Raw genomic sequence first — 26,605 nt, 5'->3', positions numbered from 1 at the left:
GAGTTAATTTCGACTCGTCAGCCGCGCCGAATCGACGTTTATACGCCTCCGGCGCGGCGAGTGAGGCCATGACCGACGCAGACGAGTCCGGCGCTGACGACGCCGCCGAGGTCCCCGCTCCCGCCGACCGCGCCGACGACGTCGACGAGCGCGCCGCCGTCGCGGCGGCGGCGGCGCGGGCGGGCGCGGCCCTCGCGAACGAGCACTTCCGGAGCGACATCGACGTGGAGACGAAAGGCGAGGACGACGACGTGGTCACCGAGGCGGACCGCGCGGCCCAGCGCACCGTCATCGAGACGATCCGCGAGTCGTTCCCCGACGACGCGGTCGTCGGCGAGGAGGAGGACGAGCGCAAAATCGTCCCCGACGAGGGCGCGGCGTGGGTGATAGACCCCATCGACGGCACGCACAACTACGTCCGCGACATCCCGGTGTGGGCCACCGCGGTCGCGGCCGTCGTCGACGGCGAGCCGGTCGCGGCCGCGATCGTCGCGCCCGCGCTCGGCGATACCTACACCGCGACGCCCGCGGGCGCGTTCCGCAACGGCGACCCGATCTCGGTCAGCGACGTGAGCGACCCCCGGAGAGGCGTCGTCGACCCGACGATCTGGTGGGAGCACGACGCCCGCGACGAGTACGCCCGCGCGTGCGAGGCGATCGTCTCGCGCTTCTCGGACATGCGCCGGTTGGGCGCGGCGCAGGTCGTGTTGCCGACGGTCGCCGCCGGCGGGTTCGAGGGGACGATCACGAACCTGCGGGCGAACCCCTGGGACACCGTCGCAGGCGTGTTCGTCATCAGGCAGGCCGGCGGTCGCGTGACGGACTTGGACGGGAACCGGTGGCGACACGACTCGACCGGGCTGGTGGCCTCGAACGGCGACCTCCACGAGGAGGTGCTGGCCGCGGCACGGGCGATCGAGGAACTGGACTGATTGCGGCTGTTAGCGTGAAACATCGACGGCGCGTGCCTGCGAGCGGTCGCCACCGGCGACCGCGAAGCAGCACCGCGCGAGGGAGTCGGTGGTCCGGAGCGAAGCGGAGGACCACCNCGACGAGGCTGGGGAGGCGTGAGGTGCTGTGCGGAGCGGTGCGGGCGGGACTCGAAGGGGCGGTCGAGAGGCGGGCAGAGGCGCTGTAAGCACCGCAGCGAGCAACGCGAGCGAGGAGCACAGCAAGCGTCTGCCCGCCTCGCGACTGGGGCTTCGGCGGTCTCGGCTGCTGAGTCGTTCGTGGAGAAACCAGTCACGTACAGCCGAGGGTTCAAATTCGGGGGCGACGAACCGGCGCGTATGTACGCGGTCGTCGGCTGTAACGAGTGCGCCAACATGTGGCTGGTGACGGATCCGAAGGCGAGCGAGACGGCGAAGTGCTCGCGGTGCGGGAAGACCCATCGGACCGCCAAGCTGAAGCGCTTCTTCGAGTCCGAGGACCGCGCGGCCGCGCGGGAGGCGCGGTCCGCGCTGCTCGCCAAGAAACGGGGCGACAGCGCCGCGTTCGCCGAGGTCGACCACGTCTCGGAGCTGGAGGCCGCCGTCGAGGACGCCGGCATCGGCGACCGGGAGTACCTCGAATCCGCCGGTGTCGACGCCGACGCGGTCGACGAGGCCGCGTCCCGAGCGGAGAGCGGAGGGGGCGGCTCGCGGAGCCGAACGGAGATCGTCCGCGACGCGGTCGAGGCGGTCGACGACCCGACCGAGGAGACGGTGGCCGAGCGCGCCGCGGCCGACGGCGTGCCCGCCGAGACGGCCCGCGAGATCCTGACGCGGCTCGCCCGGCGCGGCGAGGTCACCGAGTCGAACGGCCGGTATCGCGTCCTCTGAGTCGGGTTCCGTGCGGTTCGGAGCCACGTCTGGGCAAAGCACTTATATTTCGATGGTGACGGGTCGCCCATGGACACCCGCACGGCCCTCCTGGCGGCCGCGGCCGCGCTCCTCGTCGCGGGCGCGGTCGGCGCGGTCGCCGCGCCGGACGCCCTCACCGACCCGCGCGAGACCGACGAGCCGCCCGGCCACGTCGACGTCGCCGGCGCGACCGTCGCGCCCGGCGAGATCCGCGGCGAGACCGCGGAACTCCGCCTCGGAACCGACCTCGAACACCGCGGCGGGACCGTCGGGAACGTCACCGTCCGGCACCGGGCGATCGGCGCGGAGTCCGGCCTCCTCGTCGACGAGACGACCGTCGACGTCGGCGACGTCGACTTCGAGGGGCAACGCACGGTCAACGGCACGATCACCGTCGAGCGCGAGGGGGGCTACCGGATCGAGACGGTGGTCTTCGCGGACGGGGAACGGCGCACGAGTCGAACCACTCGCGTCTCCGGCGTCGCGGCGCTCACGCCCGACTACGCGGACACGCGGGTCGGGTTCACCGACGGCGCGGTCTGGCCGACCGTCGCGGTGAGCGTCGCCGACGCCGGCGACGAGCGGGCGACGCTGTCGGTCTCCGTCTCGGTGACGAACCGCGGCGACGGGGCGAGCGAGGACGTCGACCTCCGACTGTACCTCCGGCAGGCGGAGTCGAACGTGATCGCCGCGGAGGCGACGGAGACGGTCGGGACCGTCCGCCCCGGTCGGACCGACACCGTGACCGCCACCGTCGAGGTGCCCGACGGGTACAACTACTACGTCGACGCCGCGCTGTTCGACGACGACGTGCTCGTCGACGAGACGCAGGGCGTCGCGAACCTGAACCCCCAGGAGACGATCACCGCGGACGAGACGGTCCGCGACGTGGCGTTCTCCGTCGAGGACTTCGAGCGCGGAGAGGGCGGTGCCGGGGGCGACGACGCCGCCGGCGCGCCGGACCGGGACGCCAGCGACGACTCGACGCCCGGCTTCGGGCCGGCCGTCGCGCTGGTCGCGCTCGTCGTCGCGGCGCTGACCGCGCGGAGGCGACGATGACCGACGAGGAGCGCGGCCGCGACGCGGCCGACGAACCGGAGGCCCGAGACGCGAACGACGACGCCCCCGGTCACGGCAACGACGATTCCGCAACCGACCCAGCTCACGATCCACAGCCCATGACCGCCGACACCACCGACACCGACCGCACGACGACCGCCCCGGATCGCACCGAGTCGGACCGCGACGCCACACCGGACCGCGACGCCGAGTCTGCCGATTCGGGAACCGACCGCCTCTCGCCCGACGGCCTCCGCGGGCTGCTCGACCGCGTCGGCCTCGCGGCGCTGTCGCTGCTCGCGGTGGTCGCCGGCTGGGGATTCTACAGCCAGTCCGGGAACGCGATCCGGATCTGGTTCGACTCGGGGTACCAGTCCGTCGCGCTGGCGGTGTTCAACCTCGCGGTCCTGCTCGTCGCGCTCGCGGGCGTGACCCATCAGCTCCGCCGGATACGCGCGGACGACCGCGGCGAGTGAGACCGGACGAGGAAGCTACTCGTCGGGTATCTGGTCGGTGCTCGCCGGGATCTGTTCGACCTGTCCCGCGAGCGTCGCGGCGTCGCCGGCGACTGTCGACGCCTCGACGCCGGCCTCGGCCGCGACCAGCCTGACGTGCGCGGCGAGCAGCGCGAGCGCCCGGAGGCCGGCCCCGTCGGGGTCGTCGTCGGTGCGCTGGGCGAAGGTGGTGTCGACCTCGCCGTCGCGGACGACGCCGACGTGGACCGCGTCGATGTCGTCGCCGTCGAGGAGGTCGCGGGCGCGGTCGAGTTCCGCCTCGAAGTCGTCGCCCGCCGGCGCGTCGCCGTCCGCGGAGGTGTCGTCGCTCATACCCACCTTCGGACGAGCGGCGTGAAAAGCGCGGCGGCGGTCCTCGCGGGACGGACTGCGAGAGGGGGAGAATCGAAGCGGAGAAGACCGAAAGCGGACGGTCGCGGTTACTCGTCGGGACGGGGGCGCGCGATGAACAGCGCGTCCTCGATGACGAACGGGTCGTACACCGACTGGTGACAGACGCAGTACGTCCCGTCCGCGGCGTCGTAGCGGGCGGACTCGTCTAACACCTTGTAGCCCGGGATACAACAGAAGTGGGTACAGACGTTGAGGTACGCCATGAACCCCTGATCGGTGGAGGCCTGAAGCCACGGGTCGTCCTGGGCGGCCTCCTCGATCTCCGGCGAGCGGATGACGACCGCGTTGAGGTTGGTGTCGGCGTCCTCGGAGCGCCACGTCACCGACGCCGGCTTGCCGACGCCCTCGCTGCCGATCCCGTTACCCCACTCCTCGTAGTCGTCGAAGTCGTCGACGTGGATCCGGTCGCCGCCCGAGTACGCCTCCGACTGCCAGTCGTACGGCGGGCCGCTCGCGGCGCGGAACAGGTTGTCCGACTCGAAGTCCGGCTGGACGTTCTCTTGGGACTCGACGCCGCAGTACTGGAACCACGCGCCGGAGTAGGTGACGCCGCTGTCGCCGAGCTCCTCTTGCGCGACCTCGATCTCCTGTCCCTCCTGCGTGACGGTCGTCGTCTCGGGCCAGATGCCCTCGATGTACCCGTCGTCGGTGACGCGGACCGGGATCTGCGGGAGGCCGCGCGGTGCGGGACCGCCGGTGTGGGCGATCGTCTTCGCGATCGTCGACCCGCCGCCGACGCCGCCGGCGGTCGTCAGGGTGTTCACGGTCGCCGACCCCATCGCGCCGACCCCGGCGAGGGCCGCGCCGCCGACGACGCCCTTCACGAAGCGTCGCCGCCCGGACTCTGACGGATACTTGTCGGACGCACTCATACACGGTTCTGCGGTTGGATCGGTAAAAAGGGTGACGAACCCTCCACCGCGCCGGGAACGGTCCGTGTCGCGGCCGCGGGCGGCGGGAACCGGAACACAGACCGTCCGCCCGCGGCGGGAATCGGCGACCCGGGCCGTCCGGCCGCGCCGATCGAACAGAAACGATCGTGAAGGTGTTTACTCGGAACCGAGGCAAACGTTCGTTCGTACCGCGGTTTTTAACCGACTTCGACGGCAGTGTCCGTGGTATGGACCTACACAATCGAGACGTGCGGACGGACGTTCGGGAGCTCGGGGCGCTGGTGGGGGACGTCCTCGCCGCGCAGGCCTCGACCGAGGCGTACGAGACGGTCGAGTCCCTCCGGAACGCGGCGATCGCGTACCGGCGTGGCGACGCCGCCGACCGCGACGCCCTCCACGAGGCCGTCGACGACCTCTCGACCGCCCGAGAAGAAGTCGTCGCCCGGGCGTTCACGACGTACTTCGAGCTGATCAACCTCGCCGAGGAGCGCGAGCGGGTCCGCGCGGTGCGGAACGCCGACGACGGCACCGCCCTCCACGACTCCTTCGACGCGACGATCGCCGAGTTCGCCGAGGCGGGCGTCGACGCCGAGGAGTTAGAGGAGCTGCTCGCGGACGTGCTCATCGAGCCGACGTTCACCGCCCACCCCACGGAGGCCCGGCGGTCGACGGTGAAGTCCAAGCTCCGTTCCATCGCGAACCACTTGGAGGAGCTCGACGAGCGCAACCTCACCGACCGCGAGCGCCGCGCCGTCTGGCGCGACGTCACCGCCGAGGTGACCAGCCTGTGGGGCACCCGGCAGGTCCGCCAGCGAGCGCCCGAGCCGGAAGACGAGGCGCGGAACGTCCAATGGTACCTCGAGAACACGCTGTTCGACGTCGTCGGCGACGCCTACGAGGAGTTCGAGGAGAGCATCTCGAAGGAGTACGACGACGTCGACTGCCCGAAGCTCTTCGAGTTCCGCTCGTGGGCCGGCTCCGACCGCGACGGGAACCCGTTCGTCACTCCCGAGGTGACCGACGAGACGCTGGAACGCCAGCGCGAGGTCGCCGTCGAGAAGTACCGCGACCGCTGTAAGCGCCTCTCCGCCGTGCTGAGTCAGGACGGCGACCGGTACGCCGCCGGCGACGCGCTGGCGCGGTCGCTCGCGGCCGACGCCGACCGGTTCCCGACCGTCGTCGAGGAGGCGCGCGAGCGCTACCCCGACGAGCCCTACCGGCAGAAGCTCCGGCTGATGCGCGAGCGGCTCGACCGCGTGAACGACGTCCGACCCGGCGAGTACCCCGACGGCGACGCCTTCCTCGACGACCTCGACGTCATCGCCGACTCGCTGCGCGAGGACGGGCAGGAGTCGGTCCTGGAGTCCTTCGTCGAGCCGTTCCGCCGCCAGGTCGACACCTTCGGGCTCACGCTGGCGTCGCTCGACCTGCGGGACCACCGCGAGAACCACACCGAGGCCGTCGCCGAGGCGGTCGGCGTCGAGGGCGTCGACTACCGCGAGATGGACGAGGCGGAGCGGCAGGAGTTCCTCACGGAGGCCATCCTCCAGGCGGACCCCGTCGTCGACCTCGACGAGCCGGGCGACGTCTCGGAGACGACCGAGCGCGTCCTCAGCCGGTTCGAGTCGTTCGCGGACTGGCAGGACGAGTACGGTCCGCAGGCGATAGACACCTACTGTATCTCGATGACCGAGGAGCCGAGCCACGTCCTCGAGGTGCTCTTCCTGGCCGACCAGGTGGGCGTCGTCTCCCTGCCCGACCACTGCGCGGTCGACGTCGTCCCGCTGCTCGAGACCGAGTCCGCGCTCAACGGCGCGGAGCGCATCCTCGGGACGCTGTTCGAGAACGAGGCGTACGCGACCGCGCTGGAGGCCCGCGGCGAGGTCCAGGAGGTCATGCTCGGCTACTCCGACTCCAACAAGGAGAACGGGTTCCTCGCCGCCAACTGGGACCTCTACGAGAACCAGCGCCGGATCGCGCGGTTCTGCCGCGAGGAGGAGGTCACCCTCCGGCTGTTCCACGGCCGCGGCGGTTCCATCTCACGCGGCGGCGGCCCGATGAACGAGGCGCTGCTCGCGCTCCCCAACGAGACCGTCACCGGTCAGGTGAAGTTCACCGAGCAGGGGGAGGCGATCGCCGAGAAGTACGCCAACCCGCGGATCGCCGAGCGCGAGCTCGAACAGATGCTCGACGCGCAGATCCGCGCCCGGAAGGAGGCGAACGAGGAGCCGGTCGAGGACGTCCCCGACCGGTGGGTGGAGGCGATGGAGACCATGGCCCCCGCCGCCCGCGAGACGTACCGGGACCTGCTGAACACGGACGGGTTCGTCTCCTACTTCGAGCAGGCGACGCCGATCAGCGTCGTCGAGAACCTCAACCTCGGCTCCCGGCCCGCGAGCCGATCTGGCGAGCGCAGCGTCGAGGACTTACGCGCCATCCCGTGGGTGTTCTCGTGGACGCAGACCCGGCTCATCCTCCCCGGCTGGTACGCGATCGCCTCCGGCATCGACGCCTACCTCGACGAGGTCGGCGAGGAGGAGGGGATGGAGGTCCTCCGCGAGATGTTCGACGAGTGGCCGTTCTTCCGCACGACGCTCGACAACGCCTCGCTGGCGCTCGCGCGCACCGAGCCGGAGATCGCCGCCGAGTACGCCGACCTCGCGGACGACGACCTCCGCGAGCGCTTCTTCCCGGACCTCGTCGCCGAGTACGAGCGCGGCCGCGAACTCGTCTTGGCGATCAGCGGTCGCGACCAACTGCTCCGCCGCGAGTGGCTCGAAGAGAGCCTCGACCGCCGGAACCCCTACGTCGACCCCCTGAACCTGCTCCAAGCGAACCTGCTCGGGCGCACGCACCGCACCGACGAGGAGGAGCGCACCCTGCGGCTCACCGTTAACGGCATCGCCGCCGGGATGAAGAACACCGGATAGCGAGACCCGAGCCCGGTCGGACCACGCGCCCGTCGAACCGTTCGACCCGGCGAACGGCGGGAATCGGCGACGACGAGTGCGACGCTCCCTCGACCGGGGTTCACCGCAGGGTTCCGGGTGACGTGTCAGAGACGTGCCTTCCTTTCACCTCCATTGGTGAAGGTACAGAGCCGGCTGAAGCCTTTTACAAACTCATACGTACGTATTTTTCATGGACTGGTCCCCGGACAGGCGGTTACAGTTGTGGATCGTGCTTTCGCTGTCGGTGTTAGTGCTGACGACGCTCGCGGCCGTACTCGCGAGCGGAGTCGTCGTGTTCCTCGTCGCGATGTTTCTGTGGACCGTCGCGGGCGGCGAGGTCGATCCCGTCATCGGAGAACTGAGTACCATATTGATTATCTCCGCATCGGGCGTAATCCTGAGCGTCGTGTTGTGGGGCGAGCGAAACGCGCCCGACCACGCGATCGCGATCACCGGTGCGCAGCGAGCGTCGGAAGCCGAGTATCCGGTGCTGCTGTCGACTGTTCGTACCATCGCGCATCAGGTGGCCGTTCCGGTCCCCACGGTCTACGTGGCACCGACGGAGACACCGATCTCGCTGACCACGGGGTTTACGGCCCGTACGTCTCGGTTGGTCGTCAGTGAAGGGCTACTGGACGCGCTCGAGGAACCGGAGCTGCGTGCGGTCGTCGCGCATGAAATCGCTCACGTCAAAAATCACGATACGGCGGTGATGACCTCCGCGACCCAGCCGGTGGCCGCCGCCGAACGCGTCAAAGAACTGCTCAGCGGTCCGACGGCCGGAATCGAACACGGGGTCGTCAGTCGCGCGGATTACACCGACGCGATCCTCTCCGTCGGCCTCGGACTCGTCTTTCCCCTCTGGCTACTCTCCCGACTGCTAACGTCCTCTTTCGCCCGTACCCGAGAGTTCGCCGCCGACCGCGGGGCGGTCGCGATCACCGGCGAGCCGGCGGCCCTCGCGTCGGCACTCGAAACGATCGATCGCTCGCTCGACGAGCGCCCCACGACCGATTTCCGGCGAACCTCTATCTCGGCCTTCGCGGTCGTCGAACCGGATGTCGCCGATTCGGCTGGGGACGTCTCGTCGGTCACTCGATTCAAACGTCGACTGTTTTCGACGCATCCGCCGACGAGGGCGCGAATAGAACGACTCGAAGCGGATTACGAGAAGTTTCACTGAGAGTCGCGATTTCGGTAAGGCTACGTCGCGGGTCCTCTACTCCGTGTTCGGACCGTTGTTACGGGGTCTGACGGCGGACTCCCTCTTGTTGAAGACGGATGCTGGACTCCCTCGTTTCTGTTCAGAGCTTCTCGGAACTGGGCGACTGTCGGTGGGTGAGTCCCCTGAGCGTTCCTCGAGTACCGGAATCTCGGAAACGACCCATCCTGTCCATCTCGCGAGACCGGGATAGCAGCGCGATCTGTTTGATATAGCGGAATACGATTTAGACCGACTCGACGGCCGAAACCGTCGACTACCGGGGACAGACAGCAAACCGGCCGATCTCGGCCGTTCAGGGCCTCAGAAGAGAGCTGCGGCTGGACGGTTGTGGCGAAAACGAATCAAAGAGCGGCGTTACGCGTAGCGTTCGAGTTCCGGACGGTCGAGGTCCTCGAAGACCTCGGTCGCGACCTCGGAGAGGAACGCCTCGCCCTCGTCGGAGACGCGGCGGCCCTCGCCGGACGCGATGGTGACGAGCCCCTCGTCTTCGAGCGCCTGTAGCGCCGAGCGGATGAGCTTGCGGGAGCCCCCCTCGTGCTCGCCGGGGCGGACGGAGTAGCGGTTCGAGCCGCGCTTCTTCGAGCCGTACTCGGTGGCGAGCCGCTCGATGCCCACCGGCTCGTTCTGGGCGACCTTGCGGAGGAGGCTCGCCGAGCGGACGTACCAGAAGTCCTCCTGCTCCGGGGGAAGCTCCTTGCCGGCCCCGCTCTTGGTGAACTCGACCCAGTCGGGCTCGTCGATCCGGTCCTCGAGCCGCGCGGCGACGGCCTCGATGAGGTCGTCGGCCGGCACGTCGTAGATGGTTACCATTGGGTCTCGATTCACGCCAGCGTCGTTTAAAACCATCGTATCGCGTACGGCCCGTGTGAGCCGTTTTCACGGGGTTGCGGGCCGCTGCGGGCGACTCGGGAATCGGAGAACCGGCACGGCGACGACCGTCGGCTTACTCGACGTACTCGTACTTCCGCTCGTTCATCCGGCCCCAGCCGGTGAAGACGAACTCCCCGTCGGGCTGGGTGAACTCCTCGACTTCGCGGTCGAGGTCCATGTCGTACTCGTGGACGTCGTGGACGTCCTCGTACTCGTCCCACGTGAGGTCGTAGCGGGCGTCGAGCTGGGCGTCGATGTCGAGCGTCTCGATCTCCGCGCGCCAGCCCTCGCGGATCGTCTCGGCGTGGATCTCGGCCTGCGCGCCGGAGCCGTAGGAGGCGACGAGGAGGGTGTCACCGACGAACTCGCGGTCGCGGGTCAGCGCGTCTCGCAGGGCGCTCACGCGGGCGATGTGGACGGAGCTGGTGTACCAGTTGCCGACCTCGCGGGAGAGTTCGAGCGTCGGCTCGACGGCCGTGTCGTACCACGACCGGTACTGCTCCGTCGTCTTCAGCTCGTCCATGTACTCGCGGATCGCCTCCTCGTACGCCTCGCGGTCCTCGTACTCCGCCTCGCGGGGCTGGCGGCCGATCTCGTCCGCGAGGGCGTCCTCGTGTTCGGTGTCGCGGATGACGTGCCGGTAGGCCAAGAGCGCGGCCTTGCGGACCATCCCGGGGAACGGCGTGTGGAACGGGGCGTACGCGAAGTCCTCCAGAGCGATGTCGTCCGTGACCGACTCGTAGTCCTCCAGGGCCTCGCGCATCCGGGAGAGGTACACCTGGACCGACCGCTTCCCGTCGACGCTCGGGAACTGCTGGTTCGGCTTGAGGAAGTCCGTCTCGTCTTTCGACCCGTACCCCTGATCGGTCGACAGCTCGACGATCGAGGGGTCCTCGTCGATTAACATCGCGACGGCTCCCGCGCCCTGCGTCGCCTCGCCCGGGTCGCCGCGGGCGTACAGCGCCGTGTCCGTCGTGATGACGATGGCCGGGCGGTCCCGGTTCCGGCCGGCGCGGATCCAGTTGTACGCGTCGTCGATCGCCTGCGTGCCGGCGAGGCAGGCGAACTTCCGCTCCCCCTTGTTCGCGTGGGTGAAGTCGCCGTCGTACACCTGTTCGAGGCAGCCGGCGATGTACGTCGACACCGGCTTCGAGTGGTCGAACGCGGACTCGGTGGCGACGTCGATCCGCCCGACGTCCTCGGGTTCGAGCCCCTTCCGGTCCATCAGGCCCTTCGCGGCGTTCGCCCCCATCGTGACGATGTCCTCGTACACGTCGGGGAACGAGGAGTTGGTGAGTCCGAGCCCCTTCGTGTACTTCTCGGGGTCGTCGCCCTGCTCGGGCGCGAACGTGCCCGGCAGGTCGAGTTTGAGCTTCCCGGTCCAGATCTCGATGCCGTCGATCCCGACTGCGGTCATACACGGTCGTTCACGAGGATGGCCTATGGCTTTGTCGATTAGTGATTACGACGATCGTTGTATTTTCCGGGGACGACTGCGCTGACCGGTGGTCGGCAACTCACCGGGACGGCGTGGCGGGAGGTCGACGACACCGAGGCCGTCTCGAAGTCAGCGCGGCCTCAGCCGGCGTACTCGACCTCTCGTGTTTCGACGACTTCGTTTCCGAAGATGTCGGTCACGGTCAGCCGGACCGTGTACGTCTGTGCGGGCGGATTTCCGGTCTGACGGAGCTGGTCGGTCCCTGAAGCCCCGCCGCCGCTAACGTCGTTGGAGACCGTGTCGACGATGTCTCCGTTCTCGCTTCTCAGTTCGATATCGACCGAATCGAGATCGTCGTCGTCGTTGGTCACTACCCAGTCGACGTCGAACCGTGCCTGATTCCCGCTCCGGTCTGTTACCTCGAACGAGTTGATCGCGGAGGCACCGCCGCCGACGACGGTGACATCTTGGCTCAGTTCCGTCTCCTGCGCGTCGCTCTCGTACAGCGTGGCGGTGATTTCGTCCCCGTCGGAGAGGCCGCCGACGTCGGTCGAATCGACCACCGTTATCTCTCCATCGGTCGACTCGAACGACACCGATCGGTCGGTCGCCGCGTTCTCGACGACGACCTGTCCCGTCGTCAGGCTCTGGAACTGATCGGTGGACACGCCGAAATTGGCGGCGCTCGGCGCGATGCTGTCCTGAAGGTTAACGTTTCCCGCTGGTCGTACCTCAACCGTCGTGACGAACTGCTTCGTTCGCCGCTCGCCGTCGGTTTTGTACCCGACAGTCACGCTGAACGTCTCTCCGACGACGTCTGCGACGGTCGCGCCGGTCTGCCCGACCTCGTAGAACTCCGCCAACGTGATCGTGGCACCCTCCCCGGAGTTCAGCGGGACCTCCACTCCGGAAAAGCCCGTTTCTGCGTCGATGTATTCCCCGGATCCCGTGTCGTACGCGCGCTTTTCAGGGCCGGACTGGAGGTTCAGTCGGAGCCCGCTGTTGGGGACGAACGTGTACTCCGAATCGACCAGGAGAACTTCCTTGCTGCCGACAGCGCCGTTTTCCGACTCCACGTTCAGCTCGGACCGTCCCGGCCCGGAGAAATCGGCCTTATCTGACAGCCCGTTGAGTCTCGGGTCTTCCGGGAGAACCGTTACGTCGGTGATTCGAACCTGCGTGTCGTGCTGGTTCTCGACGCCCAGTTGGAACCCGCCTCGTTCGGTGGAGCCGGGCCCGTTGAACGCGACGGCCTCCTCCGGAGCGACGAGGAGCGATTCGACGCCCCCGCCCGGGACGCCGGCACCGACGTTCTCGAACAGCACGGAGTCCCACGTGTCGGACCCGTCGTTGATCGCCATCTCAACGTCCGAAACGTCGCCGACTTCGTAGCTGACGCGGCCGTCGGCGTCGGTCCGCGCCGTCTCCGCGGTGGTACCGTCGACCGAGATCTCGACGTCGGCGTCTTTGACGGGGTTGTTGTACCGGTCGCGGACCTCCGCGACGGCGACGCCGTCAACCGACGAGACCTCCGTGATGTATCCGTCCGACTCGTTCGTCCCAGTGGCGTCACTCCCGAGGCCGACCTTCCCGAGTTCGAGCCGGTACCCCTCGGTGCCGTCCAGTTCGATCCGAACTGTTCCGCCCGCGACGACGACGCTTTCTGCGTCGTCACCCAAGCGGTCACGCCACTGTTGTTCGAGGCTGTCCGCCCGCTCCATCGACACGTCGGTCGGGAGTTCGACGACGATCGGGTCACCGTCGGTCGAATTCAGCCTCACCGAACGCTCGATTTCCGACAGCGTCTCCGGGTCCAGGCTCGTCCGCCGGACGCCCGACTCCGATACCGTCCCGTCCAAGGCAGTTAACCGGACCCGATTGCGGTCGCTGTCCACTGCGATCTGTCCGCTCCGACCGAGGACGCTGGAATCGAATTCGGCGATGACGAGAGAGTGTTCGTAGACGAGGTCGGGGGCGTCTCGGAACTCGTTGTACCCGGGAGAGTACCGCAACGATCGTGTGTCGAAGGTGATGGTATCCCCGGTTGCGGTTTCGTTAGTCCGGTTCGACCAGTACGCACCGACGTTGCCGCCGTCGTTCACGGTTACGTTCTCGATGCGCAGGGCCCTCGGTTCGGTCGTCGACAGTCGGCCCGACGCCGCTGGCGGGTTCAAGGCGAACGTCCGCTGCGGGTACCGAGTTCCGAGTTTCAACGACGTCGACCGGCCGTCGCCCGTGCCGCTCGCGCTCTCGACCGCGTTCCGTATATCAAGGAACTCTCCCTCGACCTGTTGGCTGTGTTCGTACTCGACATCGCTGTTCTCCTGTGGAACCACCTGTACCTGATACAGCGACAGCGCCAGGATCAGGAACCCGAACAGGATCACCGTCCCGACCACGACCGACTGGCCCCGACGGTCGCGACTGAAGCGCATTGCCGGGTGTCGACGCCGAGCGGGTATAAAATCCTCCGTCCGACGTCTCAGTCGCGAGAATCGATCGCGGGCGTCGGAGCCGGGAGAGGCCGACTCAGTCGCCGTCCGCCCGCCGGGCCGTCACCCACGCCGAGACGACGGCCGTGACGGCGGCGAACCCGCCGAGCAGCACCGCCTGCGTCCAGTTGAAGCCGAGGAGCGTCCCGGCGACGACCGTGACGAGCAGGAACGCGAGCGTGAGGGCACCGATGGTCGAACCGAGGTCGGCCGAGGCGTCCGCGTCCGTCATACCCGATCCTGACGCCGTCGGGCGATAAAACGGCCGGTCGGCCGCGGTGCTCGGCTCGACCGGATCGGTGGTGGCCGCAGCGCAGGAGCAGTAATAAATCACATATCGCGATATCAAATTCTTTTTCGAGGGCGTTCCCCCGCCCGCCGACCGGTCCGTTTTTGCGCGCGGCGGTTGTCTCCGCCGACATGGCGAAACAGCCGCATCTGCTGGTCGAGGAGGGCGACGTCCACGAGACCGCGGTCATCCCCGGCGACCCCGGACGCGTCGACCGGATCGCGGACCGCTGTGACGACAGCGAGGTCGTCGCGCAGAACCGCGAGTACAAGGTCGTCAACGCGACCTACGAGGGGACCGACCTCACGATCTGCTCGACGGGGATCGGCTGCCCCTCGGCGGCCATCGCGGTCGAGGAGCTCTCGCGGGTCGGCGTCGAGACGTTCGTCCGCTGTGGCACCTGCGGGGCGCTCCAGCCCGACATGGAGGTCGGCGACATGGTGGTCGCGACGGGCGCGGCCAAGGAGGAGGGGACGAGCAAGCGCTACGAGTCCGCGAACTACCCCGCGGTCCCGGACTACGACGTGCTCACCGGGCTCGTCGGGGCGGCCGAGGACAACGACGAGGAGATCCACGTCGGTCCGATCGTCTCCGACGACGCGTTCTACAACGAGGATGAGGCATCCGTCGAGGGCTGGAACGACGCGAACCTGCTCGCGGTCGAGATGGAGGCCGCGACCGTCTTCTCGCTCGCGCGGCGGAAGGGACTGGCCGCGGGTGCGATCTGTACCGTCGACGGGAACCTCGTCGCCGGCTCGCAGAAGGGCGCGGACTCCGACGACGAACTGCCGGAGAAGGCGAAGGACAACGTCGAGCGCGCGATCCGGATCACGCTGAACGCGGTCGCGTCGCTGTAGGGGGCCGATTCCGACTATTCCTCGGCGCGGAACTCGACGAGCGTCAGGTCCCGGTCGAGCGCGCACGTCTCGTGCGGCGGCTCGCCCAGCACCCGATCGATGACGCGCTCGTCGTCGAAGTCGGCACCGTCCGGGACGCAGTAGCCGTGGCTCGGGCACTCCGTGTGCGGACAGGGACCGGCGAGCGACGCCTTGCTGCCGGCGTAGGCGCGCTTCGAGGGGACGTTGGCCGGGACCGACGCCGGTTCGACCTCGACCGCGCGGACGCCGGCGTCGTGGACCGCGCAATCGAGCGTCTGCGCGTTCTCGCGGATGCCGGTCACTCGGTACCGCGTTCCCTCGGAGAGATTCAGACACTGCCCGCGGTAGGGACACCCCTCGCAGTCGGCCGATTCCCCCTCGTAGACGAACTCGCGGCCGACGTCCGCGAGCCGGGTTCCGATGAGCGTGACCGTGGTCATGCCCGGAGCGACGCGCCGCGAGTCCGTAAGCCTCCCGCCTCCGCCGGACGCGGGCGGAGGCGTCGGCCGGACGGGCGTCGGGCCGGAGGGCAAGACACATGACCGCGCCTCGGCAACGACGAGCGGAGATGATCGCGGGGGTTACGCGGGAGCTACGCGCTGAGGCCGAGCGGGCGAACGAGCGGCGCGTCCTCGCGCTCGCCGGCGACCGCGACCGCGGGATCGACGCCGCCTACGACGCGGTCGAGGCGGCCGGGATCGTCAGCGACGACGTGTCAATCGTCTCGACGCGGGAGGGGTTCCGCTTCGAGGAACACCGCCCGCGGCACGCCGACGAGCTGCTCGGGCGCACCCGCGAGGCGGTGATCCTCGACTGCCACGAGCAGTTCGTGCCGAACGCGCTCGGCCGGGCAGTCGGCGCTGTCGACGGCGGCGGACTCCTGATCCTCCTGACGCCCGCGCTCGACGACTGGCCGGGGATCCGCGACCGGTTCGACGACTCGCTCGCGGTGCCGCCGTACCGGGTCGACGACGTGACGGGCCGGTTCCGCGAGCGACTCGCTTCGACGCTCCGGACCCACCCCGGCGTCGCGCTCGGCGCGCTCGGCGACGACCCGGACGGGGACGTCCTCGAACGCGACGGGCTCACGGGGGCGGGGCGAGGAACGGACACGGGGACGAGGCCGACGGAAGCGGACGGCGACGCCGCGGCCGGACCGAGCGCGCCGCCGGACGCGAGGTTCCCCGCGGCCGCGTACGCCGCCTGTCGCACGGACGATCAGTCGCGGGCCCTGCGGGCGTTCGAGGCGCTCGCCGACCCCGAATCGGCGGTCGTCGTCGAGTCTGACCGGGGACGCGGGAAGTCGAGCGCGGCGGGGCTGGCGGCGGGCGCGCTCGCGCTGGGGGGCGACGACGTGCTCGTCACCGCGCCGGGGTTCCGGAACGCCGCCGAGGTGTTCGCGAGGGCGCGAGAGCTGATCGAAGGCGAGGCCGACGGGGAGCGCGGAGGGGTCGACCGCGACGACCGCACCGGCGACGCCACCGACCGCGACCTCCGGACGCCGGCGGGCGGTCGGGTTCGCTTTCTCCCGCCCGCGGCGGCGGCGGAGGCCGCCGGCGAGGCGGACACCGCGGTCGTCGACGAGGCCGCGGCGCTGCCGGTCCGGCTGCTGGAGGGGTTCCTCGACGCGCCGTCGGTCGCGTTCTGTACGACCGTCCACGGCTACGAGGGAGCGGGTCGCGGGTTCGCGGTCCGCTTCCGCGAGCGGCTGCTCGACTCGCGGTTCGCGGTGCGGGACGTGCGCCTCGACGAGCCGATCCGGTACGCGCGGAACGACCCGGTCGAGGCGTGGGCGTCGCGCGCGCTCCTGCTCGACGCCCGGCCCGCGGTCGACGAGGCGGTCGCGGACGCGACGGTCGACGACGCGACGTACCGCGCGCTCGACCCGGCGGACTTGCTCGCCGACGAGACGCTGCTCGGCGAGGCGTTCGGGCTGCTCGTCGCGGCCCACTACCGCACCGAGCCGAACGACCTCGCGCGGCTGCTCGACGCGCCGAACCTCGTCGCGCGGGCGCTCGTCGCCGACGGTCGGGTCGTCGCGGTCGCGCTCCTCGCGCGGGAGGGCGGGCTCGACGCCGCGACCCGCCGGGAGATGTACGAGGGCGAGCGCGTCCGCGGGAACATGGTGCCGGACGTGCTCACGAGCCAGCTGCGCGACGAGGCCGCCGCCGGGCCGCGCGGCCTGCGGACGGTCCGGATCGCGACCCATCACGCGCTCCGGGACGCGGGGTTCGGCTCGCGGCTGCTCGACGAGGTCCACGCGGAGTTCGGCGACGACGGCGCGGGAGACGGGGGCGACCGCGTCGACTACTTCTCGGTCGGCTACGGCGCGACGCCGCGGCTGCTCCGGTTCTGGCGGCGGGCGGGCTACCGGACCGCCCACCTCTCGACGACCCGGAACGACGCCTCGGGCGAGCACTCCGCGGTCATGCTCCGGCCGGTGACGGCGGCCGGGCGCGACCTGCTCGACCGCCACGCCGCCGCCTTCCGGGACCGCGAGCGCGACGGGCTCTCGGACGCGCACCGCGACGTCGACCCGGACGTGGTCCGCGGCGCGCTCCGGGCGTGTGCCGCGCCCGTCGCGGTCGATCTGACCGAGACCGAGTGGCGCTCCGTCGTCGGCGCGTCGGTCGGGCCGGGGATGTACGACAGCGCGCCCGGCGCGTTCCGGGACCTCGCGCTCGCGGCGCTGATCGAGGGCGGCGACGCCGCCGACCTCGACGACCGCGAGGAGCGCCTGCTCGTTCGGAAGGTGCTTCAGGGTCGGCCGTGGGAGTCGGTCGCCGACGACCTCGGTTTCGTCTCGACGAGCGCGTGTCGGCGCGCGCTCGGCGACGCCGCCGCCCCGCTCGTCGAGCGGTACGGGACCGAATTCGCGCTCGCGGAGCGAGAGCGGTTTACGGACGACTGACGGGAGCGACGAGAGGCCGATAACGGTCGGCGCGTGCCTGCGAGCGGCCGACAGGCCGCGAGCCAGCACGCGCGAGGGAGTCAGTCGCCGGAGCGAAGTGACGGCGACTGACGAGGTTGGGGAGGCGTGAGGCTGCGGTGCTGTGGCGGGGCGGGAATCGAAGGGGCAGCCGGGAGGCGGACAGAGGCGACGTAAGCACCGCAGGGAGTGAACGAAGTGAACGACCGAGGAGCGCAACGAGCGTCTGTCCGCCTCCCGGCTGGGGCTTCGACGGTCTCCGTCGCAGAATCACCTAGGGCGTGACCGTCAGTCGGAGTTTCAGTGACTGTCCTAAACCGCAAAAACGCGACGTACGAATCCTAAATCCGGTTCTCGCGACCGGGGTCGACGTCGATGGCGTCGACCGGGCAGACGTCGACACAGAGCATACAGTCGATACACTGGTCCTCGTCGGCGGGGTTCGCCTTCCGCTCGGACTCCGGGTGATCGGGCGTGTCCGTCCACTCGAACACGTCGACCGGGCAGTCCTCCAGACACGCGCCGTCGGCGAGGCAGATGTCGAAGTCGACCGCGACGTGGGTGCCTCTGATCCCCTGTTTCTCCGGCGGTTCGACGGGTCCCCACACGGCGACGCCGTCCTCGTCGCCGACGCGCTCGCGGTTCGTTTCGAAGTTCGGGTCGATGGCCATCTTACCCGTGGTTCGCCGCTCGCGGGTTTAAACTCCGCGACGAACGGATTCGGGCGAATGGCGTGAGAGACCGGGACTCGGCTCCGGCCTGATTACGGGTGCGCGTAGTACGCGACGAGGTCCTCGGAGCCGTTCGGCCCGTCCGCCTCGTCGGTCGCCTCGGGGTCGAACGCGTCGATCCGCGCGAAGCCGACGCGGACGAACTGGACGACCGTGTCGGGGTCGACGTCGGCGAGCGCCGGCTCGGCGATCCCGCGCACGTCGCCGTCGACGGTCCGGAGGAGCGTCTCCAGCCCCTCGTCGGCGGGGGCCCAGTGGACCACGTCCACGTCGCCCTCGCGGACGATCTCGATGTCGGCGTCGAGGAAGACGAGTTCGTCGCCCTCGTAGCGGACGGGGCCGTACCCCTTCAGCCAGACGCGCTCGCCCTCGGGCGGGAGGTCGGGCGACTCGACGACGACGCGGCCGGCGGGCACGTCGCGCTCGCCGCGGTCCGGGTGCTCGGGGTGAAGCGGCGGGTGGCCCGCCTCGGGCGCGGGCGCGTCGCCGTCGACGATCGGCAGTTCCACGGCGGGCGCGTCGTCGCGGTCGCGCACGAAGAAGTACCGGTCCGCCTCGTCGTCGACGAGGTCGCGGTTGTTCGCGTACACGGAGGACATCGCGAGGTCCACGTCCGAGGTCGACATCCCGAGCTCCGTCATCGAGTCGACGAGCGCCTGTCCCCGAATGCCCCGGCGGCGCATGGACCGGATCGTCGGCGCGCGCGGGTCGTCCCAGCCGGTCAGCTCCCCGTCCGCGATCAGCTGCTTGATCGTCGAGGTGGACAGTTTCACGTCGTACTCGTCGACCTGGACGTGGCCCCAGTGGAGCACCTCGGGGTACTCCCAGTCGAAGTAGTCGTAGACGAACCGCTGGCGCTTCGCGGAGTCCTGGAGGTCGATGCCGCGGATGATGTGGGTGACGCCCGTGAGGTGGTCGTCGACGCCCGACTGGAAGTCGAGCATGGGCCAACAGCGGTACTCCGCCGCCTCCTCGCGCGGGTGCGGGGTGTCGATCATCCGGAACGCGACCCAGTCGCGGAGCGCGGGGTTCTTGTGGTCGATGTCGGTCTTCACGCGGAGCACCATCTCGCCGGCCGAGTACTCGCCGTCGACCATCGCCGCGAACTCCTCGCGGACGGTCTCGACGTCCTTCTCGCGGTGGGGACACGCCTCGCCCGCGTTCTTCAGCTCCGAGAACTCGTCGCCGGAACACGAGCAGGTGTACGCGCCGCCGAGGTCGATCAGCTCGCGGGCGTGATCGTAGTACGTCTCCAGTCGGTCGGACGCCCGGAGCACGCGGTCCGGCTCGAAGCCGAGGTACTCGATGTCCTCCAAAATGGCGTCGTACGCGTCGAGATCGGGTCGCTTCGTCTCCGGGTCGGTGTCGTCGAACCGGCAGATGAACTCCCCGTCGTACCGCTGCTTGTACGTCCCGATGACGGCGGGCATCCGGGCGTGCCCGACGTGCCACGGGCCGTTCGGGTTCGGGGCGGCGCGCATCACGACCTCGCCGTCCTCGGCGTTCGGGAGGTCGGGGAGGACGCGGTCGTCCGCCTCGTCGTCGGCCTCCAGCTCCGCGAGCCTGTCGGGCGCGAGCTCGCCGAGTCGCTCCCGGCGCTCGGCGTCGTCCAGTTCGGCGACCTCGTTCACGACCGGCGCGAGGACGCCCGGGATCTCGTCGCCGTGCGGGCGGAACTCGGGGTTCTCGCCCATGATCGGCCCCATGATCGCGCCCACGTCCGGGTCGTTGCCGTGCTTGAGCGCGTTGAAAAGCGCCGCGGCCTCGCCGGCCGCCGCGACGCGCTCGCGGAGTTCGTCGTCCATACGGCTCGCTTGGCGGGGTCGGGTCAAAAACGCCGCGAAACGGCGGGGAGGGGCGGATCCCGGGGCGCTCGCGGCGCGGTCGGCTCCGGCGCGGCGGTCCGGGAGGCGGGTAGGGGCACTCGACACGAGCCGTCGGACCGGCTTAAACCACCGAGACCGTTCACGGCGGTACCGACCGATTACCGGCGTGAACGGTCGAGACGTTTTTGTCTCCCGGCGCGGAACGACCGGGGTTTCGGCGGGACCGGGAGCGCCGGCGACGAGGGGATCGAGCGCGGTCGAGTCGGGACGCGACCGGCAGCGGCGGTCGGAAAGAGCGGTTCGAGGCGGAGGCGGCGGCGATCGCTGGCGAACGCGTTCGGTTCGTGGCCTTGATGGTCGCCGGGGGCGTGGTGGGCCCATGGACGCAGCGTCGGCGGTCGTCGGAGCGCGGGGGGGATCGGCGTGGTAGGACCGATCTCCGAGGCGGAGCGGGACGCCGGAAACCGGAAGATAAAGCTCGTGCTGCTCGCGATCGTCACCGTCTCGCCGCCGCTGCTCGCCCTCCAGTTGGACCCGTCGCCGGTCCAGTTGCTCGCCGCGCTCGGCGGCGGCTTCCTCCTCGGGCTGGCGGTCGTGTGGTACCTCGGGCGGCTCGCCGAGGAGTTCACCGGCGGCCAACGTCGACCCCGACGGCGGCGCTGACCTGTCTCTGGGCTCGGTTCGGTCCAGGCGACCTTGTTGAAATCCTCATCGGTTGATAATTTCGCTCCCTCGACCGCTCAGTACAGAGGATTCTCGAACTGGTCAATACAGACCAAGTAGATGACAAGCCAGCAGAGAATTAGCTTGTTTGTTTATCGCGGTTCGTCTGTGATCTTGGATACATCCAAACCCAGATGGCCATCAGAAACACACAGCTGAATAGCCAGACAGGGTCAGTAAATTTGTCACGGAGAAGCACAGAGGGCGTTTGTCCGAGTATAAATGCCCCAAGAGCGCCGACAGCTACGAGGCCTGTCACAAATACACTAATAAAAATAATCGTGTCACGTCTAAATGACGGCTCCATACTTTGCGAATGATCTCTGCGAGTATACACTTTCGGTACATTCGCAGGTCTCATCGAACAGTTGTTTCGGGCGAGAATACATCCGAAAATTGGATTTCAACGGAGCCGACCGACGGTATTCAGTCCGCGCCCGTCTCCGCGCCGCGAGCGGGTTCGACGAGGTCGCCGGCCCGGTCGCCCGCGACCGCGCGCGAGCTCGACAGGGGCGAGACGCTCACTTCGCCCTCGACGGCCGCCCGGCGGTCGGAGCCGGGGTCGTCCGCGACGTCGCCCCGCAGGAACTCCCGCCAGAAGCGGTCGCGGAGCTCCATGCCCATCTCGCCGCGACGCTCGCCGAACTCCCACCCCTCGGGGACGTTCTCGTCCTCGGGTCCCTCCTCGTTCGACCCCTCCTCGCCCGGGCGGAACTCGATCACGTCGAAGCCGCGCGCCGGCTCGGTCAGTCGGTAGGTGGGGTTCGCCGCCGCCTCGTCGTCCGCGGCGGGCACGTTGACGTTCAGCACGTCCGCGCCGAACGGGAGGACGCCGTCGTCGATCCGGTCGAGCAGGTCGGCGACGACCTCGCCGGCGACCGCGAAGTCGTCGTTGTCCAGCGTCGGCGGCACGGGGAGGTTGCCGCGGTCGTACAGCGACACCGCGACCGCGGGGACACCGAGGAAGGAGGCCTCCATCGCGGCCCCGACGGTCCCGGACTGCCCGAGGATGTGCGCGCCGATGTTCGGCCCGTGGTTACAGCCGGAGACGACGACGTCGGGGTCGAGTCCGAGCGCCACGTCCGCGACCGCGACGCAGTCGGCGGGGGTCCCCTCGACCGCGTAGCCGCGGTCCGTCTCGGTGTACTCGACGGTCGTCTCCCACCAGGAGCGCGCGCCGCCGACGCCGGACTGGTTCGTCGCGGGCGCGACGACCGTCACGTCGTAGTCGCGCGAGAGCGCGTCCGCGAGCGCCCGGATCCCGACGGCGTCGATCCCGTCGTCGTTGGTGAGCAGGATCTCGGTTGGCATGCGTCACCGTCCGAGGGGACGGGAGAAAACGTCGCCGGTCCGCGGCGGACGGGAAGGCGGCTGCGGACGGGAAGGCGGCTGCGGACGGGAAGGCGGCTGCGGACGCCGACCGAGTGGTACTCCGGGTGGTCAGTTGGAGGGCGCTGGGGGCGCGAGACTCGGAGACCGAAGAACGGGGGCCCGTCGGGCGTCAGTCGGCGGCGATCCGGCGGTCAGACGTCGCCAGGTCGATGACCTCGTCGAAGAAGCCGAGCGAGTCGTGCGGGCCGGGGTTCGCCTCGGGGTGATACTGGCGGGTGATCACGTCGAGTTCGTCGCTGTCGAGGCCCTCGACGGTGTCGTCGTTGACGTTCACCTGCGTCACCTCCAGCGGCCCGGTGTCGTCGACCGTGTAGCCGTGGTTCTGGGTGGTCATCACGACCTTGTCGGTGCGGAGGTCCTTGACGGGCTGGTTGACGCCGCGGTGACCGAACGGCATCTTCTCGGTCGAGCCGCCGAGCGCGCTGGTGATCACCTGCTGGCCGAGACAGATGCCGGCAAGCGGGAGCTCGCCCGCGAACTCGTCGACGACATCTTGGGCCGCAACGAAGTTCTCCGGGTCGCCCGGACCGTTGGAGACGAAGAGGACGTCGGGGTCGACGCTCGCCACGTCCTCGGGGGTCGCGTCGTACGGGAGGACGTGGACGTCCGCGCCGCGCTCGGTGAGCGAGGAGACGATCGAGCCCTTCGCGCCGCAGTCGAGCATGGCCACGTCGACGTCGCCGCCGCCCTCGTGGACGGTCGGCTCGGCGACGGAGACCTGCGCGCCGATGTCGACGTGGTCGCTCATCGGCACGCACGACTCCATCTCCTCAACCGCGTCCTCGGGGGTCGCGTCCGGGCCGGCGGCGATCCCGCAGGCCATCGCGCCCTCCTCGCGGACGGTGGTGACGATCTCGCGGGTGTCGACGTGGTCGACGGCGGGCACGCCCTCCTCGCCGAGCCAGTCGGCGACGTCGTCGGTCAGCTCGCGGGCGACCGCCGCGCGCGGCTGGACCGAGTCGGACTCGAACCGTTCGCTTCGGACGCCGTAGTTCCCGATGAGGGGGTACGAGAAGGTGAGGATCTGTTCGGCGTAGGAGGGGTCGGTGAGCGACTCCTCGTAGCCGGTGTACGCGGTCGTGAACACCAGTTCGCCGCGAGTACGCCCCGGCGCACGGGCGCGCGCTTCGAGCACGCGTCCGTCGGCCAGCGCGATGTAGGCGTCCGACATTACGAGAAACGTACGCGCAAAGGGTAATAAATGCGTCGTTCGAAGGTTCGTTACGATATTCGTAACGGGTAAGGCCGCGGGGGAGAGACGGACCGGTATGGACGACCTCGACCGACGGATCCTCTCGATCCTGCGACGGGACGCGCGGACCCCGTACACGGAGATCGCGGACCGCGTCGGGACCTCCGAGGGGACCGTGCGCAACCGCGTCGACCGGATGACCGACGAGGGCGTGATCGAGCGGTTCACCGTCACGACCCGCACCGGCAACGTGAAGGCGATGATCGAGATCTCGGTGGAGATGAACGTCAACACCGCCGCGGTCGGCGAGCGGATGGTCGACTGGGAGGAGGTCGACTTCGTCTGGCAGGTCTCCGGCGAGGAGGACATCGTCCTCGTCGTCGACGCGGTCGACACGCGCGCGGTCAACGAACTGATCACGCAGGCCAGAGAGATGGACGAGGTCAAGTCGACGAAGACGCGGCTCATCCTCGACGAACGGCTGGGGTAGTCGGCGTCGACTGGTTATAACTGAACCCGCGGTGGCGCGTGCCGGTGAGCGCCGCATCGCGGCGNGCACGCGCGAGGGAGTCGGTCGCCGAGCGAAGCGACGGCGACCGACGAGGTTGGGGAGGTATGAGGTGCTGTGCGGGGCGGGGCGGGACTCGAAGGGGCGGCCGGGAGGCTGTCGGAGACGACGCAAGCAGCGTGGCGCTGCGCGCCACGGGTAGCCGGCGTCTTCGCCGCCGGCGACACCGCAGGAACGAGCGGAGCGAGTGACGAGGAGCACAGCGAGCGTCCGACAGCCTCCCGGCCGGGGCTTTGGCGGTCTCAGTCACCGAGTTCGTCGTTGCGTAATGAGCAGCTACCCCTTCGAACACATCGAGGCTGAGAACGAAAATGGAAAGAACCGAGCCGCAGAGCCGAGAAACCGCCAGACTGCGCGGGTCGACGCCTTACGCCAGCTCGTCGATCTGCTCGACGACGGCGTCGGCGAACTCCGAGGTGGCGAGCTTCTCGCCGCCCTCGATCTGCCGGTGGAGGTCGTAGGTGACCTTCCCCGAGGAGATGGTCTCCTCGACGGCCTCGCGCACGAGGTCCGCGGCGTCGTCCCAGCCGAGGTAATCGAGCATCTCGCGGCCCGAGAGGATCATCGCGGTGGGGTTCACCTTGTCCTCGCCGGCGTACTTGGGCGCGGAGCCGTGGACCGGCTCGGCGAGACAGCGACCGTGGCCGCGGTTGATTCCCGGCGCGATGCCGAGACCGCCGATCTGCGCGCCGGCGGCGTCCGACATGTAGTCGCCGTTGAGGTTCATCGTCGCGATGACGGAGTACTCGTCGGTGCGGGTCAGCAGCTGCTGGAGCATGTTGTCCGCGATGCGGTCCTTGACGACGAGAGTGCCCTCGGGCCGCTCGCCGTCGTGCTCCTCCCAGAGCTGGTCCTCGGTGATGACGTCCTCGCCGTACTCCTCCTCGGCGACCTCGTAGCCCCAGTCGCGGAACGCGCCCTCGGTGAACTTCATGATGTTCCCCTTGTGGACGAGCGTGACGGAGTCGCGGTCGTTCGCGAGCGCGTAGTCGACCGCCTCGCGGATGAGGCGCTTCGAGCCGAACTCGGAGATGGGCTTGACGCCGATGCCGACGGGACCGTCGTGGATCACGTCGGCGACCTCCATGTCCTCTTCGAGGAAGTCACGTACCTGCTCGGACTCGTCGGTGCCGGCCTCCCACTCGATGCCGGCGTAGACGTCCTCGGTGTTCTCCCGGAAGGTGACCATGTCCATCTCCTCCGGGTTCTTGACGGGCGACGGGACGCCGTCGATGTAGTAGGTCGGGCGGACGTTCGCGTAGAGGTCGAGCGTCTTGCGGAGCGCGACGTTCAGCGATCGGAAGCCGGCTCCGACGGGTGTCGTCAGCGGCCCCTTGATCGCGACGCGGTGGTCGCGGATGGCCGAGACGGTGTCCTCGGGGAGGTTCTCGTCGTACATCTCGCGGGCGCTGGAGCCGGCGTAGACGCGCATCCACGCGATGGAGCGGCCCGTGGCTTCCGCCGCGGCGTCGAGTACCTGCTGTGCGGCCGGTCCGACGTCGGTTCCGATCCCGTCGCCGTGGATGATCGGGATGATCGGGTTGGACGGAACGTTCAGCTCGCCGGTCTCCTCGTCGGCGAGCGTGATCGCTTCGCCGTCGTCGGGGACGTCGACCTTATCGTAGCTCATGAACGTTCGAAGATTTTTGTGGCCCCCTAAAGTGCCTGCCGTTTTCGGCGTGAGCGTCGCGCTCGCAGCGTTTGCCGGTTTTCGACCCGGACGCCGTCGGCGTCCGCCCGGGCCGCCCTCGCCGCAGACCGGCTCGACCGCGACGATTCAGACCGGCTCGACCGCGACGTCGAACATCGACCGCCAGCGGTAGCGCCGGCCGCCCCAGACGAAGGTCCGACGGGCGAGCGCGTAGGCCAGCAACGGCGGCGCGAGCAGCACGCCGGGCGCTGCGAGCAGGAACGTCGCGCGCCGGATCCCGAACCGGGCGTAGGCGAGGTCCGCGAGCGCGGTGACGAGAGCGACGCCGGCGACCGGCGCGAGCAGACAGAGCGCCGCCAGAACGACGCCGAGGAGGACGTTGAACGCGGTCGCCACGGGGGCGTGGTACCGGGTGATGGTCAGGAACCGGACGAACCGCTCCAGCGACCCGCGGAGCGACCCGCCGGCGGAGACCTCCCGCGTCCGGTCGACCGCGCGCACGTCGAGGTGATCGGAGAGCGTCCCGTCGTCGCTGACCGTTCGCCGGAGGTCGCGCAGGAGCGCCGCCTCCCCGTCGCGGAGGTCGCCGCGGTCGAATATCACCGCGCCGCCCCACGCGATGCCCGGCGCGCCCGGGACGGCTCCCGAGGTCGAGACGGCGAGCGTCCCGCCGATCACGTACGCCGGCTCGAACAGCCGGGCGAGCGGGTCGCGCCCGACGAACACCGGGACCTCGGTGGTCGGTCCCC

At 69.4% G+C, this 26,605-nt stretch carries 22 protein-coding genes and 1 pseudogene; 10 read left to right on the top strand and 13 right to left on the bottom strand.

The genetic code is table 11. The features are described 5' to 3' along the window. Positions 1-68 precede the first annotated feature (68 nt). From C472_RS12860 to C472_RS12845, 4 genes are all read left to right on the top strand, one after another. The gene (locus C472_RS12860; RefSeq protein WP_006630275.1) at positions 69-932 is read left to right on the top strand and encodes an inositol monophosphatase family protein; all 864 of its coding nucleotides are present in this window, start codon (positions 69-71) and stop codon (positions 930-932) included. A 357-nt stretch (positions 933-1,289) separates the two neighbouring features. Then, entirely contained in the window at positions 1,290-1,820 is a 531-nt protein-coding gene (locus C472_RS12855; RefSeq protein ID WP_006630274.1) for a DUF5817 domain-containing protein, read from the top strand. A gap of 69 nt (positions 1,821-1,889) precedes the next feature. Beyond that, entirely contained in the window at positions 1,890-2,900 is a 1,011-nt protein-coding gene (locus C472_RS12850; RefSeq protein WP_006630273.1) for a DUF7490 domain-containing protein, read from the top strand. After that, positions 2,897-3,376, top strand: a complete 480-nt coding sequence (locus tag C472_RS12845; protein ID WP_006630272.1) for a hypothetical protein — start codon at positions 2,897-2,899, stop codon at positions 3,374-3,376. Before C472_RS12850 ends, C472_RS12845 begins: the two co-directional genes overlap by 4 nt. A gap of 15 nt (positions 3,377-3,391) precedes the next feature. Here the strand turns inward: C472_RS12845 and C472_RS12840 are convergent, their stop codons facing one another. Further along, the gene (locus C472_RS12840; protein ID WP_006630271.1) at positions 3,392-3,727 is read right to left on the bottom strand and encodes a hypothetical protein; all 336 of its coding nucleotides are present in this window, start codon (positions 3,725-3,727) and stop codon (positions 3,392-3,394) included. Between the two features lie 107 nt (positions 3,728-3,834). After that, positions 3,835-4,680, bottom strand: coding sequence for a hypothetical protein (locus C472_RS12835; RefSeq protein ID WP_006630270.1), 846 nt, complete (start codon positions 4,678-4,680; stop codon positions 3,835-3,837). A gap of 248 nt (positions 4,681-4,928) precedes the next feature. Here C472_RS12835 and ppc point away from each other — a divergent pair, with 248 nt between their 5' ends. Further along, positions 4,929-7,631: a phosphoenolpyruvate carboxylase gene (gene ppc, locus C472_RS12830; protein ID WP_006630269.1), complete on the top strand. Its 2,703-nt coding sequence runs from the start codon at positions 4,929-4,931 to the stop codon at positions 7,629-7,631. 211 nt (positions 7,632-7,842) lie between these two features. Then, the gene (locus C472_RS12825) at positions 7,843-8,835 is read left to right on the top strand and encodes a M48 family metallopeptidase (protein ID WP_006630268.1); all 993 of its coding nucleotides are present in this window, start codon (positions 7,843-7,845) and stop codon (positions 8,833-8,835) included. A 396-nt stretch (positions 8,836-9,231) separates the two neighbouring features. Here the strand turns inward: C472_RS12825 and C472_RS12820 are convergent, their stop codons facing one another. The 4 genes from C472_RS12820 to C472_RS12805 form a co-directional block, all read right to left on the bottom strand. Further along, complete coding sequence (locus C472_RS12820) at positions 9,232-9,687, bottom strand: 30S ribosomal protein S19e (RefSeq protein ID WP_006630267.1); 456 nt, start codon at positions 9,685-9,687, stop codon at positions 9,232-9,234. Positions 9,688-9,820: 133 nt separating this feature from the next. Then, on the bottom strand, positions 9,821-11,164 hold the full coding sequence (hmgB, locus tag C472_RS12815; RefSeq protein ID WP_006630266.1) for a hydroxymethylglutaryl-CoA synthase: 1,344 nt from the start codon (positions 11,162-11,164) through the stop codon (positions 9,821-9,823). A gap of 161 nt (positions 11,165-11,325) precedes the next feature. Then, on the bottom strand, positions 11,326-13,620 hold the full coding sequence (locus tag C472_RS12810; protein ID WP_006630265.1) for an Ig-like domain-containing protein: 2,295 nt from the start codon (positions 13,618-13,620) through the stop codon (positions 11,326-11,328). A gap of 94 nt (positions 13,621-13,714) precedes the next feature. Next, complete coding sequence (locus tag C472_RS12805) at positions 13,715-13,909, bottom strand: hypothetical protein (RefSeq protein WP_006630264.1); 195 nt, start codon at positions 13,907-13,909, stop codon at positions 13,715-13,717. A gap of 188 nt (positions 13,910-14,097) precedes the next feature. Here C472_RS12805 and C472_RS12800 point away from each other — a divergent pair, with 188 nt between their 5' ends. Beyond that, positions 14,098-14,823, top strand: a complete 726-nt coding sequence (locus C472_RS12800) for a nucleoside phosphorylase (RefSeq protein ID WP_006630263.1) — start codon at positions 14,098-14,100, stop codon at positions 14,821-14,823. A 14-nt stretch (positions 14,824-14,837) separates the two neighbouring features. Here the strand turns inward: C472_RS12800 and C472_RS12795 are convergent, their stop codons facing one another. Beyond that, positions 14,838-15,284: a UPF0179 family protein gene (locus tag C472_RS12795; protein ID WP_006630262.1), complete on the bottom strand. Its 447-nt coding sequence runs from the start codon at positions 15,282-15,284 to the stop codon at positions 14,838-14,840. Between the two features lie 128 nt (positions 15,285-15,412). Here C472_RS12795 and tmcA point away from each other — a divergent pair, with 128 nt between their 5' ends. After that, positions 15,413-17,755: a tRNA(Met) cytidine acetyltransferase TmcA gene (tmcA, locus tag C472_RS12790; RefSeq protein WP_006630261.1), complete on the top strand. Its 2,343-nt coding sequence runs from the start codon at positions 15,413-15,415 to the stop codon at positions 17,753-17,755. 359 nt (positions 17,756-18,114) lie between these two features. Here the strand turns inward: tmcA and C472_RS12785 are convergent, their stop codons facing one another. Together C472_RS12785 and C472_RS12780 are read right to left on the bottom strand one after the other, a co-directional pair. Beyond that, entirely contained in the window at positions 18,115-18,444 is a 330-nt protein-coding gene (locus tag C472_RS12785; protein WP_006630260.1) for a 4Fe-4S dicluster domain-containing protein, read from the bottom strand. 92 nt (positions 18,445-18,536) lie between these two features. Continuing rightward, positions 18,537-20,309 (bottom strand): glutamate--tRNA ligase, encoded by a 1,773-nt coding sequence (locus C472_RS12780; protein ID WP_006630259.1) that lies wholly within the window; start codon positions 20,307-20,309, stop codon positions 18,537-18,539. A gap of 444 nt (positions 20,310-20,753) precedes the next feature. Between C472_RS12780 and C472_RS12775 the strand changes: the two genes are divergently transcribed. Then, on the top strand, positions 20,754-20,993 hold the full coding sequence (locus C472_RS12775; protein ID WP_006630258.1) for a hypothetical protein: 240 nt from the start codon (positions 20,754-20,756) through the stop codon (positions 20,991-20,993). Between the two features lie 486 nt (positions 20,994-21,479). Here C472_RS12775 and surE read toward each other — a convergent pair whose 3' ends face one another. Beyond that, a complete protein-coding gene (gene surE / locus C472_RS12770) occupies positions 21,480-22,364 on the bottom strand; it encodes a 5'/3'-nucleotidase SurE (RefSeq protein WP_006630257.1) in 885 nt (294 codons plus the stop codon). A gap of 190 nt (positions 22,365-22,554) precedes the next feature. Continuing rightward, entirely contained in the window at positions 22,555-23,616 is a 1,062-nt protein-coding gene (gene carA / locus C472_RS12765; protein WP_006630256.1) for a glutamine-hydrolyzing carbamoyl-phosphate synthase small subunit, read from the bottom strand. A gap of 97 nt (positions 23,617-23,713) precedes the next feature. On the opposite strand from carA, the gene C472_RS12760 reads away from it, so the two are divergent. Next, complete coding sequence (locus C472_RS12760) at positions 23,714-24,127, top strand: Lrp/AsnC family transcriptional regulator (protein ID WP_006630255.1); 414 nt, start codon at positions 23,714-23,716, stop codon at positions 24,125-24,127. 445 nt (positions 24,128-24,572) lie between these two features. Here the strand turns inward: C472_RS12760 and icd are convergent, their stop codons facing one another. Both icd and C472_RS12750 read right to left on the bottom strand, forming a co-directional pair. Further along, positions 24,573-25,835: an isocitrate dehydrogenase (NADP(+)) gene (gene icd / locus C472_RS12755; protein WP_006630254.1), complete on the bottom strand. Its 1,263-nt coding sequence runs from the start codon at positions 25,833-25,835 to the stop codon at positions 24,573-24,575. Between the two features lie 147 nt (positions 25,836-25,982). After that, positions 25,983-26,605, bottom strand: a pseudogene (locus C472_RS12750) (glycosyl transferase); the annotation flags it as partial.

The sequence above is a fragment of the Halorubrum tebenquichense DSM 14210 genome (genome assembly GCF_000337415.1).
GTDB classification, from domain to species: domain Archaea; phylum Halobacteriota; class Halobacteria; order Halobacteriales; family Haloferacaceae; genus Halorubrum; species Halorubrum tebenquichense.
Note: the sequence above shows the minus strand (reverse complement) of the source record. Positions and strands in the feature narration are given on the sequence as shown.

Coding starts and splice junctions, on each gene's coding strand:
- C472_RS12825 (WP_006630268.1), top strand. CDS start 7,843: ATGGACTGGTCCCCGGACAGGCGGTTACAGTTGTGGATCGTGCTTTCG.
- C472_RS12760 (WP_006630255.1), top strand. CDS start 23,714: ATGGACGACCTCGACCGACGGATCCTCTCGATCCTGCGACGGGACGCG.
- C472_RS12785 (WP_006630260.1), bottom strand. CDS start 18,444: ATGGCCATCGACCCGAACTTCGAAACGAACCGCGAGCGCGTCGGCGAC.
- icd (WP_006630254.1), bottom strand. CDS start 25,835: ATGAGCTACGATAAGGTCGACGTCCCCGACGACGGCGAAGCGATCACG.
- tmcA (WP_006630261.1), top strand. CDS start 15,413: ATGATCGCGGGGGTTACGCGGGAGCTACGCGCTGAGGCCGAGCGGGCG.
- C472_RS12835 (WP_006630270.1), bottom strand. CDS start 4,680: ATGAGTGCGTCCGACAAGTATCCGTCAGAGTCCGGGCGGCGACGCTTC.
- C472_RS12845 (WP_006630272.1), top strand. CDS start 2,897: ATGACCGACGAGGAGCGCGGCCGCGACGCGGCCGACGAACCGGAGGCC.
- C472_RS12855 (WP_006630274.1), top strand. CDS start 1,290: ATGTACGCGGTCGTCGGCTGTAACGAGTGCGCCAACATGTGGCTGGTG.
- hmgB (WP_006630266.1), bottom strand. CDS start 11,164: ATGACCGCAGTCGGGATCGACGGCATCGAGATCTGGACCGGGAAGCTC.
- surE (WP_006630257.1), bottom strand. CDS start 22,364: ATGCCAACCGAGATCCTGCTCACCAACGACGACGGGATCGACGCCGTC.
- C472_RS12820 (WP_006630267.1), bottom strand. CDS start 9,687: ATGGTAACCATCTACGACGTGCCGGCCGACGACCTCATCGAGGCCGTC.
- C472_RS12805 (WP_006630264.1), bottom strand. CDS start 13,909: ATGACGGACGCGGACGCCTCGGCCGACCTCGGTTCGACCATCGGTGCC.
- C472_RS12840 (WP_006630271.1), bottom strand. CDS start 3,727: ATGAGCGACGACACCTCCGCGGACGGCGACGCGCCGGCGGGCGACGAC.
- C472_RS12860 (WP_006630275.1), top strand. CDS start 69: ATGACCGACGCAGACGAGTCCGGCGCTGACGACGCCGCCGAGGTCCCC.
- C472_RS12810 (WP_006630265.1), bottom strand. CDS start 13,620: ATGCGCTTCAGTCGCGACCGTCGGGGCCAGTCGGTCGTGGTCGGGACG.
- C472_RS12780 (WP_006630259.1), bottom strand. CDS start 20,309: ATGGACGACGAACTCCGCGAGCGCGTCGCGGCGGCCGGCGAGGCCGCG.
- C472_RS12795 (WP_006630262.1), bottom strand. CDS start 15,284: ATGACCACGGTCACGCTCATCGGAACCCGGCTCGCGGACGTCGGCCGC.
- C472_RS12850 (WP_006630273.1), top strand. CDS start 1,890: ATGGACACCCGCACGGCCCTCCTGGCGGCCGCGGCCGCGCTCCTCGTC.
- ppc (WP_006630269.1), top strand. CDS start 4,929: ATGGACCTACACAATCGAGACGTGCGGACGGACGTTCGGGAGCTCGGG.
- carA (WP_006630256.1), bottom strand. CDS start 23,616: ATGTCGGACGCCTACATCGCGCTGGCCGACGGACGCGTGCTCGAAGCG.
- C472_RS12800 (WP_006630263.1), top strand. CDS start 14,098: ATGGCGAAACAGCCGCATCTGCTGGTCGAGGAGGGCGACGTCCACGAG.